This window comes from Streptomyces mashuensis, assembly GCF_014654785.1.
GTDB classification, from domain to species: Bacteria; Actinomycetota; Actinomycetes; order Streptomycetales; family Streptomycetaceae; genus Streptomyces; species Streptomyces mashuensis.
Genome location: NZ_BNBD01000002.1, coordinates 372,241 through 388,795, shown reverse-complemented (window position 1 = coordinate 388,795; position 16,555 = coordinate 372,241). Strand labels below are relative to the sequence as shown.

Annotated in this window: 13 protein-coding genes; 9 read left to right on the top strand and 4 right to left on the bottom strand. The window is 75.5% G+C overall.

All coding sequences use genetic code 11. The features are described from left to right. Nucleotides 1-6: 6 nt before the first annotated feature. Entirely contained in the window at nt 7-774 is a 768-nt protein-coding gene (locus IE305_RS06950; protein ID WP_229890671.1) for an SCO2322 family protein, read from the bottom strand. Beyond that, nucleotides 771-2,021, bottom strand: coding sequence for an SCO2321 family membrane protein (locus tag IE305_RS06945; RefSeq protein WP_190128547.1), 1,251 nt, complete (start codon nt 2,019-2,021; stop codon nt 771-773). The genes IE305_RS06950 and IE305_RS06945 overlap by 4 nt, the downstream gene beginning before the upstream one ends. 322 nt (nt 2,022-2,343) lie before the next feature. Between IE305_RS06945 and IE305_RS06940 the strand changes: the two genes are divergently transcribed. The 5 genes from IE305_RS06940 (at nt 2,344) to IE305_RS06920 (ending at nt 10,701) form a co-directional block, all read left to right on the top strand. Next, on the top strand, nt 2,344-3,912 hold the full coding sequence (locus tag IE305_RS06940) for an aldehyde dehydrogenase (protein WP_190128546.1): 1,569 nt from the start codon (nt 2,344-2,346) through the stop codon (nt 3,910-3,912). Between the two features lie 239 nt (nt 3,913-4,151). Continuing rightward, the gene (lanKC, locus tag IE305_RS06935; RefSeq protein ID WP_190128545.1) at nt 4,152-6,782 is read left to right on the top strand and encodes a class III lanthionine synthetase LanKC; all 2,631 of its coding nucleotides are present in this window, start codon (nt 4,152-4,154) and stop codon (nt 6,780-6,782) included. Nucleotides 6,783-6,835: 53 nt separating this feature from the next. Next, a complete protein-coding gene (locus tag IE305_RS06930; RefSeq protein ID WP_190128544.1) occupies nt 6,836-6,961 on the top strand; it encodes a SapB/AmfS family lanthipeptide in 126 nt (41 codons plus the stop codon). A gap of 90 nt (nt 6,962-7,051) precedes the next feature. Further along, on the top strand, nt 7,052-8,806 hold the full coding sequence (locus tag IE305_RS06925) for an ABC transporter ATP-binding protein (RefSeq protein WP_190128543.1): 1,755 nt from the start codon (nt 7,052-7,054) through the stop codon (nt 8,804-8,806). Continuing rightward, nucleotides 8,803-10,701: an ATP-binding cassette domain-containing protein gene (locus tag IE305_RS06920; RefSeq protein WP_190128542.1), complete on the top strand. Its 1,899-nt coding sequence runs from the start codon at nt 8,803-8,805 to the stop codon at nt 10,699-10,701. The genes IE305_RS06925 and IE305_RS06920 overlap by 4 nt, the downstream gene beginning before the upstream one ends. Here the strand turns inward: IE305_RS06920 and IE305_RS06915 are convergent. Both IE305_RS06915 and IE305_RS06910 read right to left on the bottom strand, forming a co-directional pair. Beyond that, nucleotides 10,631-11,251: a response regulator transcription factor gene (locus tag IE305_RS06915; RefSeq protein WP_308440229.1), complete on the bottom strand. Its 621-nt coding sequence runs from the start codon at nt 11,249-11,251 to the stop codon at nt 10,631-10,633. The genes IE305_RS06920 and IE305_RS06915 overlap by 71 nt on opposite strands. Nucleotides 11,252-11,485: 234 nt before the next feature. After that, nucleotides 11,486-12,130, bottom strand: coding sequence for a TetR family transcriptional regulator (locus IE305_RS06910; RefSeq protein WP_190128540.1), 645 nt, complete (start codon nt 12,128-12,130; stop codon nt 11,486-11,488). A 216-nt stretch (nt 12,131-12,346) separates the two neighbouring features. On the opposite strand from IE305_RS06910, the gene IE305_RS06905 reads away from it, so the two are divergent. The 4 genes from IE305_RS06905 (at nt 12,347) to IE305_RS06890 (ending at nt 16,532) form a co-directional block, all read left to right on the top strand. Then, entirely contained in the window at nt 12,347-13,744 is a 1,398-nt protein-coding gene (locus IE305_RS06905; RefSeq protein ID WP_190128539.1) for a glycosyltransferase family 4 protein, read from the top strand. A gap of 69 nt (nt 13,745-13,813) precedes the next feature. Next, on the top strand, nt 13,814-14,551 hold the full coding sequence (locus tag IE305_RS06900) for a class I SAM-dependent methyltransferase (RefSeq protein ID WP_190128538.1): 738 nt from the start codon (nt 13,814-13,816) through the stop codon (nt 14,549-14,551). Then, the gene (locus tag IE305_RS06895) at nt 14,548-15,648 is read left to right on the top strand and encodes a prenyltransferase/squalene oxidase repeat-containing protein (RefSeq protein ID WP_373311531.1); all 1,101 of its coding nucleotides are present in this window, start codon (nt 14,548-14,550) and stop codon (nt 15,646-15,648) included. The genes IE305_RS06900 and IE305_RS06895 overlap by 4 nt, the downstream gene beginning before the upstream one ends. 92 nt (nt 15,649-15,740) lie before the next feature. Next, nucleotides 15,741-16,532 (top strand): maleylpyruvate isomerase family mycothiol-dependent enzyme, encoded by a 792-nt coding sequence (locus tag IE305_RS06890; protein WP_190128537.1) that lies wholly within the window; start codon nt 15,741-15,743, stop codon nt 16,530-16,532. The last annotated feature ends 23 nt before the right edge of the window (nt 16,533-16,555 follow it).

Here is a 16,555-nt window from a genome sequence, read left to right as displayed (position 1 = left end):
CGGCGGTCATCCGCGCCGGCGGCGCCGCGCCTGCCAGAGGCCGGCCCCGGCGAGCACGGCGACGACGGCGATACCGGTGATCAGGCCGGCGGAGGGGCCGGAGTCCTTCTTCGCCTGCGCATCATGTGAGTCGTGCGAGGACTGCGGGGCGTGTGTGGCACCCGAACCGGCCGCCACGTCCACCTTCTCCCCGCACCCCGTCCTCGGGTAGCCCGCGATGCCGCACAGCAGCGCGTTCGAGTCGTAGCGCAGCGGCTTGGCGACCGCGGCCAGTGCTTCCGCGGCCGTCGCGTCGCCGGCGACCGCCGCGCACGCCGTGCGGGCCTCGGGCGGGGTCTCGCCGTGGGCGGCGTCGGCGGGGGTGCCGAAGTCGAGCACGACGGCGACGCGCTTGTGGCCGTCCTCCTCGGGGGTGCCGCCGCACACGGCGGCGACGTCGGGGGTGGCCCGGGGCCGGGGTGCGTTCGCCGAGTCCTGGCTGACGGCGAACCGGAAGCCGACGGCCGAGCCGTCGGCGGGGCGGTACGTGCCGGGGCCCTCGGTGGCGTACGACCAGGCCGTGCCGGAGCCCGTCCAGAACGACCAGTACCGGTAGCCCTGCGCCTGGGCCCCCGCCTGGGCCGCCGCCCGGGCCCGCGCCTGTGCGGACGCCGGTGCCGCCGCCGGGCCGGCGACGAGGGCGGCCAGTGCGGCGAGCGCGGCCACGAGCAGGACCGCCAGCGCCGCGCCCGGCGTGGCGAGGCGGCCCGTCCGTATGGCGCGGGCGGTCGTCACTGCTGCTTCTTCCGGCGGCCGCTGATCAGGAAGCCGGCGCCCACGCTGGCGACGAAGAAGGCGCCGACGATCCACAGGGTGCCGGAGCCGCCCTTGTCGTCCTTGTCCTTCTTCTCCTTCTCCGTCTGCTCGTCCTTCTTCTGCCCGGCGGCCTCCGGCTTGGGGCCGGTCTCGTTCAGCTGCTGGACGAGGTCGGCGCCGCCGAAGGAGCGCGGGTCGGCACCGGCGGCGTGTGCAGCGAGCACGAGCTTGGCGAGGCGGCCGGGGTTGCCCTTGGCCCAGGCGGCGGCGCCGTTGCCGCTGTCCTGGAGCCACTTCAGCGGCAGGTCGGCGGCCTTGAGGTGGCCGCCCGCGGCGAGGGCGAGGGCGGCATCGGCGGTGGTGCCGAAGTCGGGGGCGTCACCGGCGCCCGGCATGGCGGACTTCAGGTGGCCCTGGCCGTCCTCCAGCTTCTTGGCCAGCTGCGCGGCGGCGGCCTCGGCGGCCGCGGGCGCGTCCTTGGCCTTGCCGCTCTCGTCGCCGGCGCACTCCGGGGCGCGTACGGGCCGGTCGGAGCCCTTGGCGGCGGGCGCGACGAGGTAGCCCTTGCCGAGCACGCCCAGCGCGCCGCCGGCGGTGGCCAGGTCGTTGGGGGCGAAGCCGCCGCGCTCGGCCTCCGGCTTGTCGCAGCCGTTCTGCAGGCCGATGAGCGCGTCGTAGGGCGTCCTGCCGCTCTTGGCAGCGGCCTTGGCGGGGTCCTGCCCGGCGGCGGCGAAGGCGCCCACGGCGGCGGCGGTGGAGTTGGCGTCGCTGGGGGAGCCGGGGGTCATGCCCCAGCCGCCGTCGTCGTTCTGGTGCGCCTTGAGCCAGTCCAGGCCCTTGGTCACGACGGGGGCGCGGCCGCCGACGGCGGCGAGGGCCTGCACGGCCGCGCCGGTGGCGTCGGTGAACTCGCCGGCCTTGGGGTCGCAGGCGGTACGGGTGTCGGCGCGGTACGCGGCGAAACCGCCGTCGGCGCACTGCTGGCCGGCCAGCCAGTCCACGGCCTGCGGGGCGGGCGTGACGCCGGTGGCGTCCTGCGCCATGAGGGCCAGCGACTGGCGGAAGACGCCGTCGTACTGCGGGTCACCCGTGCCGTACAGCCCCGGGGCGGCCGGGGACGGCGAGCCGTCGGCGAAGGCGGCGGGGGCCGCGGCGGCGCCGATGACGACGGCCGAGGCCAGGGCCGCGGCCGCGCGGCGCGCGAGGACGGCGGTGTTGGGGGCCATGGGTGGGTGCCTCTCGACGGTTCGGGACGGGTCCACGCCGCGCCGCCGGCGGGGTGCCGCGGTCGCTTTTGGTGGGGGCTGAACACTTTATCCGCCCGGTCGCCGGCACTCGAAAGGCGGCGGCTCGCTCCTGCTCCAGGGGTGCTGCCGACGGCGGCAGGCACAGGCGCACGTGTCGTGTGCATGTCGGACGAGTCCGCCTCCCGTGGGTCGCGCGCATTGCCCCTGCCCGCGCCCGCTGCTATCCCTGCCCCAGAACCCTGACGGACCGTCAGCCCGCGCGGCGCCCCGCCGCGCGCCGCGTCCCCCGGAGGCCGCCGCCATGACCGGAACCGCCGAGCACCCGCACCCCCATCCCCACCTCAGCCCCCGCCACCACACCCGGCTCTTCGTCGGCGGCGTCTTCACCGAGCCCGCCGAATCCGCCGCTCCGGGCCGGTCCGCCGAGTCCGCCGGACCGGCCCGGAGCGGCGGCGGGGACGTCATCGAGGTCGTCTCGCCCCACTCCGAGACCGTCATCGGCCGTGTCCCGCACGCCTCGCCCGCCGACGTCGACCGGGCCGTCACCGCCGCCCGCACCGCCTTCGACTCCGGCGTCTGGGCCGGGCTGCCGCTCGACGAGCGCATCGCCGTCGTCACGCGCATCAAGGACGGCCTCGCCGCCCGGCACGAGGAGCTCGCCGCGCTGATCTCCGCGCAGAACGGCTCCCCGTACAGCTGGAGCGTCCTCGCGCAGGCCCTCGGCGCCGTCATGGTGTGGGACAGCGCCATCGCCGTCGCCCGCGCCTTCCCGCACGAGGAGGCACGCACCGGTGTGCTCGGGCCGCTGCTCGTGCGGCGCGAGCCGGTCGGCGTGGTGGCGGCCGTCGTGCCGTGGAACGTGCCGCAGTTCACGGCGGCCGCCAAGCTCGCGCCCGCGCTGCTCGCCGGCTGCTCGGTGATCCTCAAGCCCGCGCCCGAGACGCCCCTGGACGCGTACGTCCTCGCCGAGGTCGCCGCCGGGGCGGGGCTGCCCGAGGGGGTGCTGTCCGTGCTGCCCGCGGGGGCGGGCACCGCGGAGTACCTGGTCGGGCACCCCGGCGTCGACAAGGTCTCGTTCACCGGCTCGGTCGCCGCCGGCAAGCGCGTCATGGAGGTCGCCGCCCGCCACCTGTCGCGCGTCACCCTCGAACTGGGCGGCAAGTCCGCCGCCATCGTGCTGCCCGACGCCGACCTCGACGCGGCGGTCGCCGGCATCGTGCCCAGCGCGTGGATGAACAACGGGCAGGCGTGCGTCGCCCAGACCCGCGTCCTGGCGCCGCGCTCGCACTACGACGAGATCGCCGACCGCCTCGCCGCCGCGGCCGCCGCGCTCGTCACCGGCGACCCGCTGGACCCGGCGACCCAGGTCGGCCCGCTCGTCACCCGCCGGCAGCGGGACCGGTCGCTGGACTACATCGCGCTCGGCGTGCACGAGGGCGCCAAGGTGCTCGCCGGCGGCGGCCGGCCCGCCGCCCCGGACACCGGCTGGTACGTCGAGCCGACGCTGCTCGGCGACGTCGACAACGGCATGCGCGTCGCGCGCGAGGAGATCTTCGGCCCGGTGGTGTGCCTGCTGCCGTACGACGACGAGGAGCAGGCCGTACGCATCGCCGACGACTCCGACTACGGGCTGTCCGGCAGCGTGTGGACCGGCGACCTCGAACGCGGCCTCGCCGTGGCGCGCCGGGTGCGCACCGGCACGTACTGCGTGAACACCTTCTCGCTCGACATGTACGGGCCGTTCGGCGGCTGCAAGGACTCCGGCATGGGGCGCGAGTTCGGGCCCGAGGGGTACGCCGAGTACCTGGAGCAGAAGACGATCCACCTGCCGGCGGGCACCGTCCCGGCGGACCACGTGACGCCGTCGTGAGCGGAGCCGGGCGCCGGCGGCTCGCCGCCGGCCCGAACCAGGACCACGCCTGACCACATCTGACCGAATCGGATCGCACTGGATCGCGCCGGACCGCACTGTTCGCACTTAGGTACGGACCAGGGCGGAATCACCCCTTCCTACTCATGCGTTCCGCACGGGATGTTCGTGACAGACGAGACTGGCCCGGCCCTGTGCCGAGTGGAAATCTCGTCACGTCACAACGAGGGGGGTGGCAGATGGAAAAGCGGTACGAGGTCTACTGCCTGGCCGACCGGCACTTCTACGAGCTGCCGGATCGCGCGGACGACACGGACGGCACCGGCGGCACCGGCGCCCTGTTCCCCACCGCCCGCCGCCCCGTACCCGACGGCTGGAAGGCCCGCCGCTCCGGCGACTGGCTGAACCTCGTACCGGTCGACGGCACCGGCTCCCCGCGGGCCGGGCAGCCCGCCCAGGGCTGGAAGATCCACGTCTCGGCCACCGCGGACACCGCCGACAAGACCGCGTCCGACGTCTGGGACTACTGCGTCCCGCGCGGCATCCCGTTCAAGTTCGTGCCCGCGCCCCATCTGCTGCACCTGCGCGACAGCAAGTACGCGCCACGCGACGGCAGCGGCAAGTTCGTCACCGTCTACCCGGCCGGCGAGGAGCAGCTGCACACCGTCCTCACCGAGCTGCACGCGATACTCGGCGGCCGGCCCGGCCCCGGCATCCTCACCGACCTGCGCTGGCACGAGGGCCCGCTGCACGTGCGCTACGGCGCCTTCGCGCCCCGCTACTGCACCGACGCGCGCGGCGCGCTCGTGCCCGCCGTCGAGGACCCCTCCGGCCGGCTCGTGCCCGACCTGCGCGACCCGGTGTTCGGGCTCCCCGAGTGGGTGACGCTGCCGGCGTTCCTCGAACCGCACCTGGCCGCGCGCAACAGCACCACCGTCGCCGACCTGCCGTACCGCATCGAGAAGGCCCTGCACTTCTCCAACGGCGGCGGCGTCTACCGCGGCACCGACACCCGTGACGGCCGGGCGGTCGTCCTCAAGGAGGGCCGCCCGTACGCCGGGCTCGCCGCGGACGGCGCCGACGCCGTCACCCGGCTGGAGCGCGAGAAAGCCGCCCTCGACCGGCTCGCCGGGACCGGTGCCGCACCCGCGGTCCGCGACTGGTTCACCGTCGGCGACCACCGCTTCCTCGTCATGGACTTCGTCGAGGGCCGGCCGCTGAACTCCTTCTTCGCCGAACGCCACCCCCTGCTGGCCGCCGACCCCGACGCCGGGGCCGTCGCCGGGTACACGGCGTGGGCGCTGCGCATCCACCGGGCCGTCGAGGAGGCCGTCGCCGCCGTCCACGAGCGCGGCCTGGTCTTCAACGACCTGCACATGTTCAACATCATGGTCGCTCCCGACGAACGCTCCGTCACCCTCATCGACTTCGAGGCCGCGGCCGACGCCGCCCGGCAGGGCCGCCAGGTCGTCGCCCACCCCGGCTTCGTCGCCCCGCCCGACCGCACCGGCACGGACGTCGACCGCTACGCGCTGGCGTGCCTGCGGCTGGCCCTGTTCCTGCCGCTGACCACGATGTTCGTCATCGACCGGGGAACGGTGGCGCGGCTCGCCACGACCATCGCGGCGCACTTCCCGGACGTCCCGCGGGAGTTCCTCGACGAGGCGGTGGAGGAGATCACGCGCGGCGCGGCGACGGCGCCACGATCCTCGCGGCAAGCGGAAGCAGCCTCTTCCGGTCCGGGGGACCGGCCCGCTTTCGACCCCGCGGACTGGCCCGCGGCGCGCGACGCCATGGTCCGTGCGGTGCTGGCCTCGGCCACGCCCGGCCGGGACGACCGGCTCTTCCCGGGCGACATCGCCCAGTTCACCGAGGGCGGCGGGCTGGGGCTCGCGCACGGCGCGGCCGGCGTGCTGTACGCGCTCGCCGAGGCGGGCGCCGGGCGGTACGAGCAGGGCGAGCAGTGGCTGCTGGACCACACGCGGCCCGCGCCGGCCGGCACGCCGCTCGGCCTGTACGACGGGCTCGCCGGCATCGCGTACGCCCTGCACCACCTCGGCCACACGGAGCGCGCCCTCGACCTCACGGATGTGCTGCTCGGCGAGAACTGGCAGCGCCTCCCGTCCGGCCTGCACGGCGGCCTGCCGGGCGTCGGGCTGCTGCTGGACCACCTCGCCGCGGCCACGGGCGACACGGGCCTCCGCGACCGCGCCCACGAGGCGGCGCGGCTGCTCGCCGACCGGCTCGCCGCGGGGCAGCACCGCCGCGCGGGGCTGATGCACGGCGCAACGGGCTCGGCGCTGCTGTTCCTGCGCCTCTACGAGCGGACGGGCGACCGTGCCCTCCTCGACCTGTCGGCGGCAGCGCTCCGCGCCGACCTGGCGCAGTGCGTGCGGACGCCGTCCGGCTCGCTCGACGTCGACGAGGGCTGGCGCACCATGCCGTATCTGGGTGACGGCAGCGTCGGCATCGGCGCGGTGCTGGACGACCACCTGGCCCACCACGCGGACGGCGGGCCCGAGGACCTGCGGGAGGCCCGGCAGGGCATCCTGGCCGCCGCCCGCTCGCGCTTCTACGTGCAGCCGGGGCTGTTCCAGGGGCGCGCCGGCATGGTGTGGCACCTCGCCCGTACGACGGCGCCCGGCGCCACGCCGGACGACCTGGCCGCACAGACCGGGGCGATGTCCTGGTACGCCGTCCCGTACGGCGGCGGCACCGCCTTCCCCGGCCACCAGATGATGCGGCTCTCCATGGACCTCGCCACCGGGACGGCCGGCTGCCTGCTGGCCCTCGGTGCCGCCCACGGCGACGGGCCCCCGGCCCGGCTGCCGTTCCTCCAGACCCGGCGCCACGACGTCGTGACGCCGTAGCCAACACCACACGTTGTTGTTGGCGCATTCCGTCCCCGAGAAAGGACAGCACCATGGCACTTCTCGACCTGCAGAGCATGGAGTCCGAGGACCTGGCGCACGGCGGTGGCCACGGCGGCGGCAGCAACGCCAGCCTCCTGCTCTGCTGGAGCACGGCCAGCGTCGCCCTGTGTCTGTGACCCACGGCTGACCGCCTGACCGGCACGCGGGTGGGCCCCACCGGGGGCCCACCCGCCCCGCTGCTTCCCTCCCGCCAAGGGGACGCCACGATGCCCCGAACGCCCCCGGAGCCCGCTGCTCCGGCCGACTCCTTCACCGGCGGCGCTCCCGCCGCGCCCCGTGCCGCCGACCGGCTCCTCCTCGGTGCCCTGCGGCACAGCGCCGGACGAGGGCTCGCCCTTGCTCTCGTCGCCGCCGCCAGTACGGGCGCCGCCCTGGCCCTGCCCGCCGTGCTCGGGCACACCCTCGATCTGCTCCTCGGGCGGCACGGCACCGGTGCCGGCCCCTGGGTCGCCCTATGCGCGGGGCTCGTCTGCCTGGCCGCCGTGTTCGACGCCGTGGACGAGCTGCTCAGCGCCACCACCACCGCCCGTTCCACCGCCTGGTTGCGGCACCGCGCCCTGCGGCACGTCCTCGCCGCCGGGCCCCGTCTCGGTGACCGGTTCGCGCCCGGCGACCTGGTCGCCCGGCTCGTCGGCGGCACCGAACGGGCCGGTGCCGCGCCCGCCGGGCTCGCCGGTACCGTCGCCGCCGTCGCCGGGCCCGTCGGCGGCATCGTCGCCCTGGGGCTCGTCGACCCCTGGCTCGCCGCCGTCTTCCTCGCCGGCGCGCCCCTGCTCGTCCTCCTCCTGCGCGCCTTCGCCCGCGCCTCCTCCGACAGCCTCACCGCCTACCAGCGCCTCCAGGGCGACATCGCCGGACGGCTCCTCGAAGCGCTCGGCGGCGCACGCACCATCGCCGCCGCCGGCACCGCCGGCCGCGAACGCGCCCGCATCCTCGCGCCCCTGCCCGCACTCTCCCGCCACGGCCACCGCGTGTGGCAGGTGCAGGGACGGTCCACCGCCCAGGCCGCCACCCTCGTACCGCTGCTCCAGATCGCCGTCCTCGCCGTCGGCGGGCTGCGGCTCGCCCAGCACCACCTCACCGTCGGCGACCTGCTCGCCGCCTCCCGCTACGCCGTCCTCGCCACCGGCGTCGGGGTGCTCGTCGGCCAGCTGGGCACCCTCGTGCACAGCCGCACCGCCGCCCGCCGCCTCGCCGACGTCACCACGGTGCCGCCCGTGCGGTACGGCACCCGCACCCTGCCCCCCGACGGCCCCGGCACCCTCGAACTCCACGGCGTCACCGTCACCCTCGACGGGCGGCCCGTTCTGTGCGACGTCTCCCTCCGCGTGCCCGGTGGCACCACGCTCGCCGTCGTCGGCCGCTCCGGCAGCGGCAAGTCCCTCCTCGCCGCCGTCGCCGGCCGCCTCACCGACCCCGACACCGGCGACGTCACCCTCGACGGCGTACCGCTGCGCGACCTCACCCACGACGCACTGCGCCGCGCGGTCGGCCACGCCTTCGCCCGCCCCGCCCTGCTCGGCGGCACCATCGCCGGCACGCTCGCCCTCGGCGTGGACGCGCCCCCGCCCGCAGCCCTCACCGCGGCCGCCCGTGCCGCCCGTGCCGACGACTTCGTACTCCGCCTTCCCGCCGGCTACGCCACGCCGTGCGCCGACGCGCCCCTCTCCGGCGGCGAGCGCCAGCGGCTCGGCCTGGCCCGCGCCTTCGCCCACGCCGGGCGGCTGCTCGTCCTCGACGACGCGACGTCCAGCCTCGACTCGGTCACCGAACACCACGTGCGCCAGGCCCTCGTACGGGACGTCGCCGCCCGCACCCGCCTGATCGTCGCCCACCGCGCGACGACCGCGGCCGCCGCGGACCGCGTGGCCTGGCTGGAGGACGGCCGCGTCCGGGCCGTCGGCACCCACGAACGGCTGTGGCGCCACCACCCCGGCTACCGCGCGGTCTTCGCCGGATGAACGGGTGGCACTCCGGGTGGCGCTTCCTGGCGCGGCGGCGCGCCGCCGTGGCCCGCCTCGCCGGCTGGTCGGTGGTCGAGACGGCCCACACCTTCGCCGTCGGCTACGCACCGGCGCGCGCCCTGGACGCCGGGTTCCTCGCGGACCGCCCGGCGGTGGGCCTGTTGTGGCTCGCGGTCGCGGCGCTGGCCGTGGTCGTGGGCGCGTACGGCACGGGGCGCACGTACGGCGGCGTGGCGGCGCTCACCGAGCCGTTGCGCGACGCGCTGGTACGGCGCGTGGTGGACCGCGCGCTCCGTACCCCGGAGGGGAACGGCGCGGCGCTGTCCCGGCTCACGCACCAGGTGGAGATCGCCCGCGACACGTTCGCGGGCCTGGTGATGGTCAGCCGCTCGTTCGTCTTCACCGCCGTGGGCGCGCTGACGGGCCTCTTCCTGCTGGCGCCGGTGCTGCTGCTGTTCGTGGTGCCGCCGTTGCTGCTGGGCCTGGGGCTCTTCGTGGCGGCGCTGCGGCCGCTGGCACGCCGCCAGGAGGCGTACCTCGCGGCGGACGAGGCGCTGGCCCTGTCGCTGGGGGAGGTGTGCGAGGGGCTGCGCGACGTCACGGCGGCCGGCGCGGAACGCGCGGTGGCGCACGACGCGGGCGCCCGCGTGGACGAGGCCCGGCGCGCCGCCACGGCCCTCGCCCGCTGGACGGTGGCCCGCGCCACGGCCCTGGCCGTCGCGGGCCGTCTCCCGATGGTCCCGCTCCTCGCGGCGACGCCATGGCTGCTGGCGCACGACGTCACCCCGGGCGCCCTGGTGGGCGCCCTGACGTACCTCACCCAGTCCCTCCTCCCGGCCCTCCACCAGCTCGTCCACGGCCTGGCCACGAGCGGCTCCCGCCTCACCGTGGTCCTCCGCCGCCTGACGGGCACCGGTTCGCCCTCCCACCGCGGAAAGGGGGCGTACGGACGGCGGCGCCCCCGCACCGGTGGCGGCCGCCACCGCCGCCCCAGGAAGCCGGCACCCCCGCCGACAGCCGCGCCGGCGCCCCCGCCGACAGCCGCGCCGGCGCCCTCCCCGCTCCCCGCCCCGCCGCCCGCCGGCCACGACACCGCCCAGGTCGCCCCCGCCGTCGCGTTCCATGACGTCACCTTCGGCTACGGCCTCCACGCCGAGCCCGTCGTCCACGGGCTGGACCTCGTGCTCCCCGCCGGCGCCCGGCTCGTCGTCGTGGGCCCCAGCGGCGTGGGTAAGTCGACCGTGGCGGGGCTGCTGGCCGGGGTGCTCGTGCCGTGGAGCGGGAGCGTACGCGTCGCGGGGCTGCCCGCCACGGCGCAGGGGCGGGAGGCGCGGCGCGTGGTCGTGCCGCAGGAGGCGTACGTCTTCTCCGGCACCGTCGGCGAGAACCTGCGCTACCTGTGCGGCGACACCCCTGGCGACGCCGCCGTACTGGACGCCGCCCGCACCATAGGGGCCGGGCCTCTCCTCAAGAGGCTCGGCGGTCTGGCCGCGCCCCTCGACCCCGCGCGGCTCTCCGCCGGCGAGCGGCAACTGATCGCGCTCACGCGCGCGTACCTGGCGCCCGCCCCCCTCGCCGTGCTCGACGAGGCCGCCTGCCACCTCGACCCGGCGGCCGAGGCGCGCGCCGAGCGCGCCTTCGCGGCGCGGCCCGGCGGCACGCTCGTCGTCGTCGCCCACCGCACCGGGTCCGCCCGGCGCGCCGACCGCGTCCTGCTCATGGACGGCCCCCGCACCGCCCTCGGCACGCACGACGAGCTGATGCGGCGGTCGGCGCTCTACCGTGCCCTCATGGGAGACGGGGGGGCCGGACGGCGGTTCCTCAGACCCACCCGGCCCCCCGCGATATGCGGATTGCGTCGACCCGGTTCCGCGCCCCGGTCTTGCGGGTGATCGAGGCCATGTAGTTGCGCACCGTCCCGTTCGACAGGTGCAGGCAGCGCGCGATCTCACCGACGGAGGCCCCCTCGGCGGCCAGTGACAGCACGCTCAGCTCCCGCCGCGTCAGCGGGATCTCCGCCGCCTGGAGGAAGCCGAAGCCGAGCGACTCGTCGATGTAGCGCTCACCTTTGGCCACATGCCGTATGCCCTCGACGAGCCGGTCCGGTGAAGCGTTTTTGCTCAAGTACCCCAAGGCCCCCATCTCGTAGGCGCGGCGCAGGGGCCCCGGCCGCCCGACGGACGCCAGGGCCAGCAGTGCGCCGCCCTCCTCTCCCTCCCCCCTCCCGGCGCCCAGCCCCCAGGCTCCCACCGCACCACACCCTTCGCCCGCCTCCGGCCCGTCCATGTCGACCACGGAGACGTCGGGCCGCACCGCCCGCGCGGCCGCGGCGGCGCCCGTCCAGGACGCCGCCGACACCTCCAGGTCGGGTTCTCTCCCGAGGAAGGCGGCCAGCGCCGTGCGCAGCAGATTGGTGTCGTGTACCAGAAGAACCCGTGTCACGTTCTGCCTCTCCCGCTCCCTGTCACGAACCACTCGGGCACGTCCCATCGCGGTACGTCGATAAATACATACCGGCGTGACGACGTGCCCCGGGTGCAGTTACCCGCGACCCGGGGGGCGTAAGGGCGTGGCCACGGGTCGGGCGAGCGCGGGCGCACGGGGCCGCGCCCGGTCTCGTACGACCGGCTCACCGTCCCGTACGACGGGCTCACAGGGGGAGCTGCCGGCCCGGGGTCAGGCAGCCGGGCGCGCGATGAGCCGGCACGCCGTCTCGACGTCCGCGCGCACCTGCGCGATCGACGCCCGCCCCGACAGCCACGTGACGAGCGCCGAGTGCCAGGTGTGCTCGATGACGCGTACGGCGGCGAGCTGCTCGGCGGTGGCCGGGCCGGGCAGGCCCATCGCGTCGACGATGATCGCGGTCGTCAGCCGGGACACGGCCGCCACCTCGGCGTTCACCGAGCGGTCGGCGAAGATGAGCGCGCGCACCATCGCGTCGGCGAGGTGGGGTTCGCGCTGCATCGCGCGGAAGGCCCGCATCAGGGTCCGGACGACCCGGGCCGCGGGGTCGTCCTCGGTGGGCGGGCGGCGGCGCAGCGTCTCGTGCAGCCGCTCCAGCTGGTCGTGCATGGTGGCCACCAGCAGGTGCACCTTGGAGGGGAAGTAGCGGTAGAGCGTGCCCAGGGCGACGCTCGACGCCTCGGCGACCTCGCGCATCTGCACCGCGTCGAAGCCGCCGCGGCCGGCCAGCCCGGTGGCGGCCTCGATGATGCGACGGCGCCGCGCCTGCTGACGCTCCGTCAGCTGCGGGTGGTGCGTGGCGGAGGGCGCGGTGGGGGGCGCGGACAACGCCGGGGCCGGCTTGGATTCCGTGGTCATATGTCCCACTCCATGGCATTCGTCCGGGCCTGCCGATGGGGCCCGGACGGCACAGCATGGCAGGGCGCGGGCCGTGGCGCGAATCACCCGGTCCGGCCCTTTCGCCTGCCCGACATCCCGGTAGATTCAAGCTTCTGACGACCCAGTCTGAAACTTGTTCTACATTCGCGCGACCCGTTACGCTCCGGCGGAACAGCCAGCGAGAAGGAGGCCGGAGTGACCGCGGAGGCCACGGAGGCATCGCTCACGCGGAAGGCGGCCACCCCGGCCGGCCCCGGCCCCGATTCCGGCCCCGCGCCCGCGGCAGGTCCCGCGTCCGGCCCCGCCGGCGAGCGCCCCCTGCGCATCGCCCTCCTCACCTACAAGGGCAATCCTTTCTGCGGCGGCCAGGGCGTCTACGTCCGCCACCTCTCCCGCGAACTCGCCCGCCTCGGCCACACCGTCGAGGTCATCGGCTCCCAGCCGTACCCCGTGCTCGACGAGCAGGACGGCGTCACCCTCACCGAGCTGCCCAGCCTCGACCTCTACCGCCAGCCGGACCCCTTCCGCACCCCGGCCCGCGACGAGTACCGCGACTGGATCGACGCCCTCGAGGTCGGCACGATGTGGACCGGCGGCTTCCCCGAGCCGCTGACGTTCTCCCTGCGCGCCCGCCGCCACCTCGCGGCCCGCCGCGGACAGTTCGACGTCGTCCACGACAACCAGACCCTCGGCTACGGCCTCCTCGGCGGCCCCGGCACGCTCGGCGCCCCGCTGGTCACCACCATCCACCACCCCATCACCGTCGACCGGCAGCTGGAGCTGGACGCCGCCGCCGACTGGAAGCGGCGCGCCTCCGTACGCCGCTGGTACGCCTTCACGCGCATGCAGAAGCGCGTCGCCCGCCGCCTGCCCAGCGTGCTCACCGTCTCCGGCTCCTCCCGCCAGGAGATCGTCACGCACCTCGGCGTGCACCCCGGGCGCGTGCACGTGGTGCCGATCGGCGCCGACACCGAGCTGTTCTCGCCCGACCCCTCCGTCGCCGAGATCCCCGGCCGCATCGTCACCACCTCCAGCGCCGACGTCCCGCTGAAGGGCCTGGTCCACCTCGTCGAGGCCCTCGCCGTCCTGCGCGCCCACCACCCCGCCGCCCACCTCGTCGTCGTCGGCAAGCGGCCCGAGACCGGGCCGGTGGCCAAGGCGATCCGGCGCTGCGGCCTGGAGGACGCCGTCGAGTTCGTCAAGGGCATCACCGACGCCGAACTCGTCGACCTGGTGCGCTCGGCGCAGATCGCCTGCGTGCCGTCGCTGTACGAGGGCTTCTCGCTGCCCGCCGCCGAGGCCATGGCCACGGGTACGCCGCTCGTGGCCACCACCGGCGGCGCCATCCCCGAGGTCGCCGGGCCCGACGGCGAGACCTGTCTGGCCGTGCCGCCCGGCGACGCCGGCGCCCTGGCCTCCGCGCTGGGCCGGCTGCTGGCCGACGAGGGGCTGCGCCGCCGCCTCGGCACCGCCGGGCGCGAACGCGTCCTCGCCCGCTTCACCTGGCGGCAGGCCGCCATCGGCACCGCCGAGCACTACCGCGAGGCCGTGGACCGGGCGCGCGCCGCCCGCCGCACCGGCCCCCGCAGATGACCCCGCTGTTTCCCTAGTAGTTCCCCTCGTACCTCCCTTGCTCCTTCCGCCGGACGAAAGCAAACAGCCGTGCTGACCGTCGATTTCTCCCGCTTCCCGCTCGCCCCCGGCGACCGCGTGCTCGACCTGGGCTGCGGCGCGGGCCGGCACGCCTTCGAGTGCTACCGGCGCGGCGCGCACGTCGTGGCCCTCGACCGCAACGGCGAGGAGATCCGCGAGGTCGCCAAGTGGTTCGCCGCCATGAAGGAGGCCGGCGAGGCCCCCGCCGGCGCCACCGCCACCGCGATGGAGGGCGACGCGCTCGCCCTGCCCTTCCCCGACGAGACCTTCGACGTCGTCATCATCTCCGAGGTGATGGAGCACATCCCCGACGACAAGGGCGTCCTCGCCGAGATGGTGCGCGTACTGCGCCCCGGCGGCCGCATCGCCGTCACCGTGCCCCGCTACGGGCCCGAGAAGATCTGCTGGGCGCTCAGCGACGCGTACCACGAGGTCGAGGGCGGCCACATCCGCATCTACAAGGCCGACGAACTGCTCGGCCGCATGCGCGAGGCCGGCCTGGAGCCGTACGGCACCCACCACGCCCACGGCCTGCACAGCCCCTACTGGTGGCTGAAGTGCGCCTTCGGGGTCGACAACGACAAGGCCCTGCCGGTCCGCGCGTACCACAAGCTGCTGGTCTGGGACATCATGAAGAAGCCGGCCGCCACCCGGCTCGCCGAGCGCGCCCTCAACCCCGTCATCGGCAAGAGCTTCGTCGCGTACGCCACGAAGCCCCGGCGCGAGGGACGGGCGGCCGCCGCATGACGATGTCGTCCTCCAGGCCCGGCAGCCCCGGCCCGGGCCGCACCGAACGCCTCGTGCTGCCCGGTGTCCTCACCGCCGCGCAGGCGGCCCGCACCGTCGCCGGCATCGCCGCCGCCCAGCGGCCCGACGGCGCCATACCGTGGTTCCGCGGCCACCACCTCGACCCGTGGGACCACGTCGAGGCCGCCATGGCCCTGGACGCGGCCGGCGAGCACGCCCGCGCCGAGGCCGCCTACCGCTGGCTCGCCGAGCACCAGAACGGCGACGGCTCCTGGTACGCCGCGTACGCCGACGGCGCCGCCGACGAGCCCACCGACCGGTCCCGCGAGACCAACTTCGTTGCGTACGTCGCCGTCGGCGTCTGGCACCACTACCTGTCCACCGGCGACGACGCGTTCCTCGACCGCATGTGGCCGACCGTCTTCGCCGCCGTCGAGTTCGTGCTGCGGCTCCAGCAGCCCGGCGGGCAGATCGGCTGGAAGCGCGAGGACGACGGCACCGACCGCACCGAGGCGCTGCTGACCGGCTGCTCGTCCGTCCACCACGCGCTGCGCTGCGCGCTGGCCATCGCCGAGCACCGCGAGGAGCCGCAGCCCGACTGGGAGCTGGCGCTGGGGCTGCTGGGGCACGCGATACGCCACCACCCGGAGCGGTTCTCGGACAAGAACCGTTACTCCATGGACTGGTACTACCCGGTGCTCGGCGGCGCCGTCACCGGCGCGGCCGCGAAGGAGCGCATCGAGGAGCGCTGGGACGAGTTCGTGGTGCCGGGCCTGGGCGTGCGCTGCGTCGTGCCGAACCCGTGGGTGACCGGCGGCGAGAGCTGCGAACTGGCCCTGACGCTGTGGGCGATGGGCGAGTCGGACCGGGCCGTGGACATCCTGCGCTGGATCGGCCACCTGCGGGCCGAGGACGGCATGTACTGGACCGGCTACGTCTACGACGACGAGGCGATCTGGCCCGAGGAGCGCACGACGTGGACGGCGGGGGCGCTGCTGCTCGCGGTGGCCGCGCTCGGCGGCGACGAGGCGACGACGGCGGTGTTCGGCGGCGAGCGGCTGCCGGTGGGACTGGACCCGGAGGGCTGCTGCGGGTGAGACCCGCATCGCCATCCGGGTGATCCCCGACAAACCCCTGAACACCGGGATTTTCCGTGGGCGTTGTCAGTGCCCGGGCCTACAGTGAGGCCATGACCCGATTCAGCCACGAGCGCTACTGCGACGAGATCCTCCACCAGTCCGACGAGCTGCGCGCCGCCGTGCGCGGCGCGGACCTCACCGCCACCGTTCCCACGTGTCCCGACTGGACCCTGACCCAGCTCGCCCTGCACGTCAGCAGTGCCCACCGCGGCATCTCCGAGATCGTGCGCAGGCGGATCACGGAGTTCACGCCGCCCAGCGGTGCGGAGGACGCCGCCGCGAGCACGGAACCCTTCGACCCCGAGCGGCTGGACGCCTGGCTGGCCGAGGGCGCGCAGATGGTCGTGGACGTGCTGCGCGAGGCCGGCCCGGACGCCCATGTGTGGACGTTCGGCCCGGAGCAGAAGTCGTCCTTCTGGGCGCGCCGCATGACGCACGAGACGGTGATGCACCGCGCCGACGCGGCGCTCGCCGCGGGCGTGGAGTTCACCGTCGCGCCGGACGTGGCGGCCGACTGCCTGGACGAATGGCTGGAGATCGTCTCCTCGCCGATGGCGCAGGCGTACCGGCCCGAGCTGAAGGAGCTGCTGGGCGCGGGCCGCACGCTGCACCTGCACGCCACGGACACGCCCGCCGAGCTGAACGCCGAGTGGTTCATCGACGCCACGGGCGAGACGGTGGAGTTCCGGCGGGCGCACGAGAAGGCGGCCGTCGCGGTCCGCGGGCCCCTGACCGATCTGCTGCTGCTGTTCTACCGGCGGCTGCCGGCGGACACGGCGGGTGTCGAGGTCATAGGCGACCGGGCGGTGCTGGACCACTGGCTGGAGCACGCCCGCTTCTGACGGTCGATTCTGACAGTCGCTCC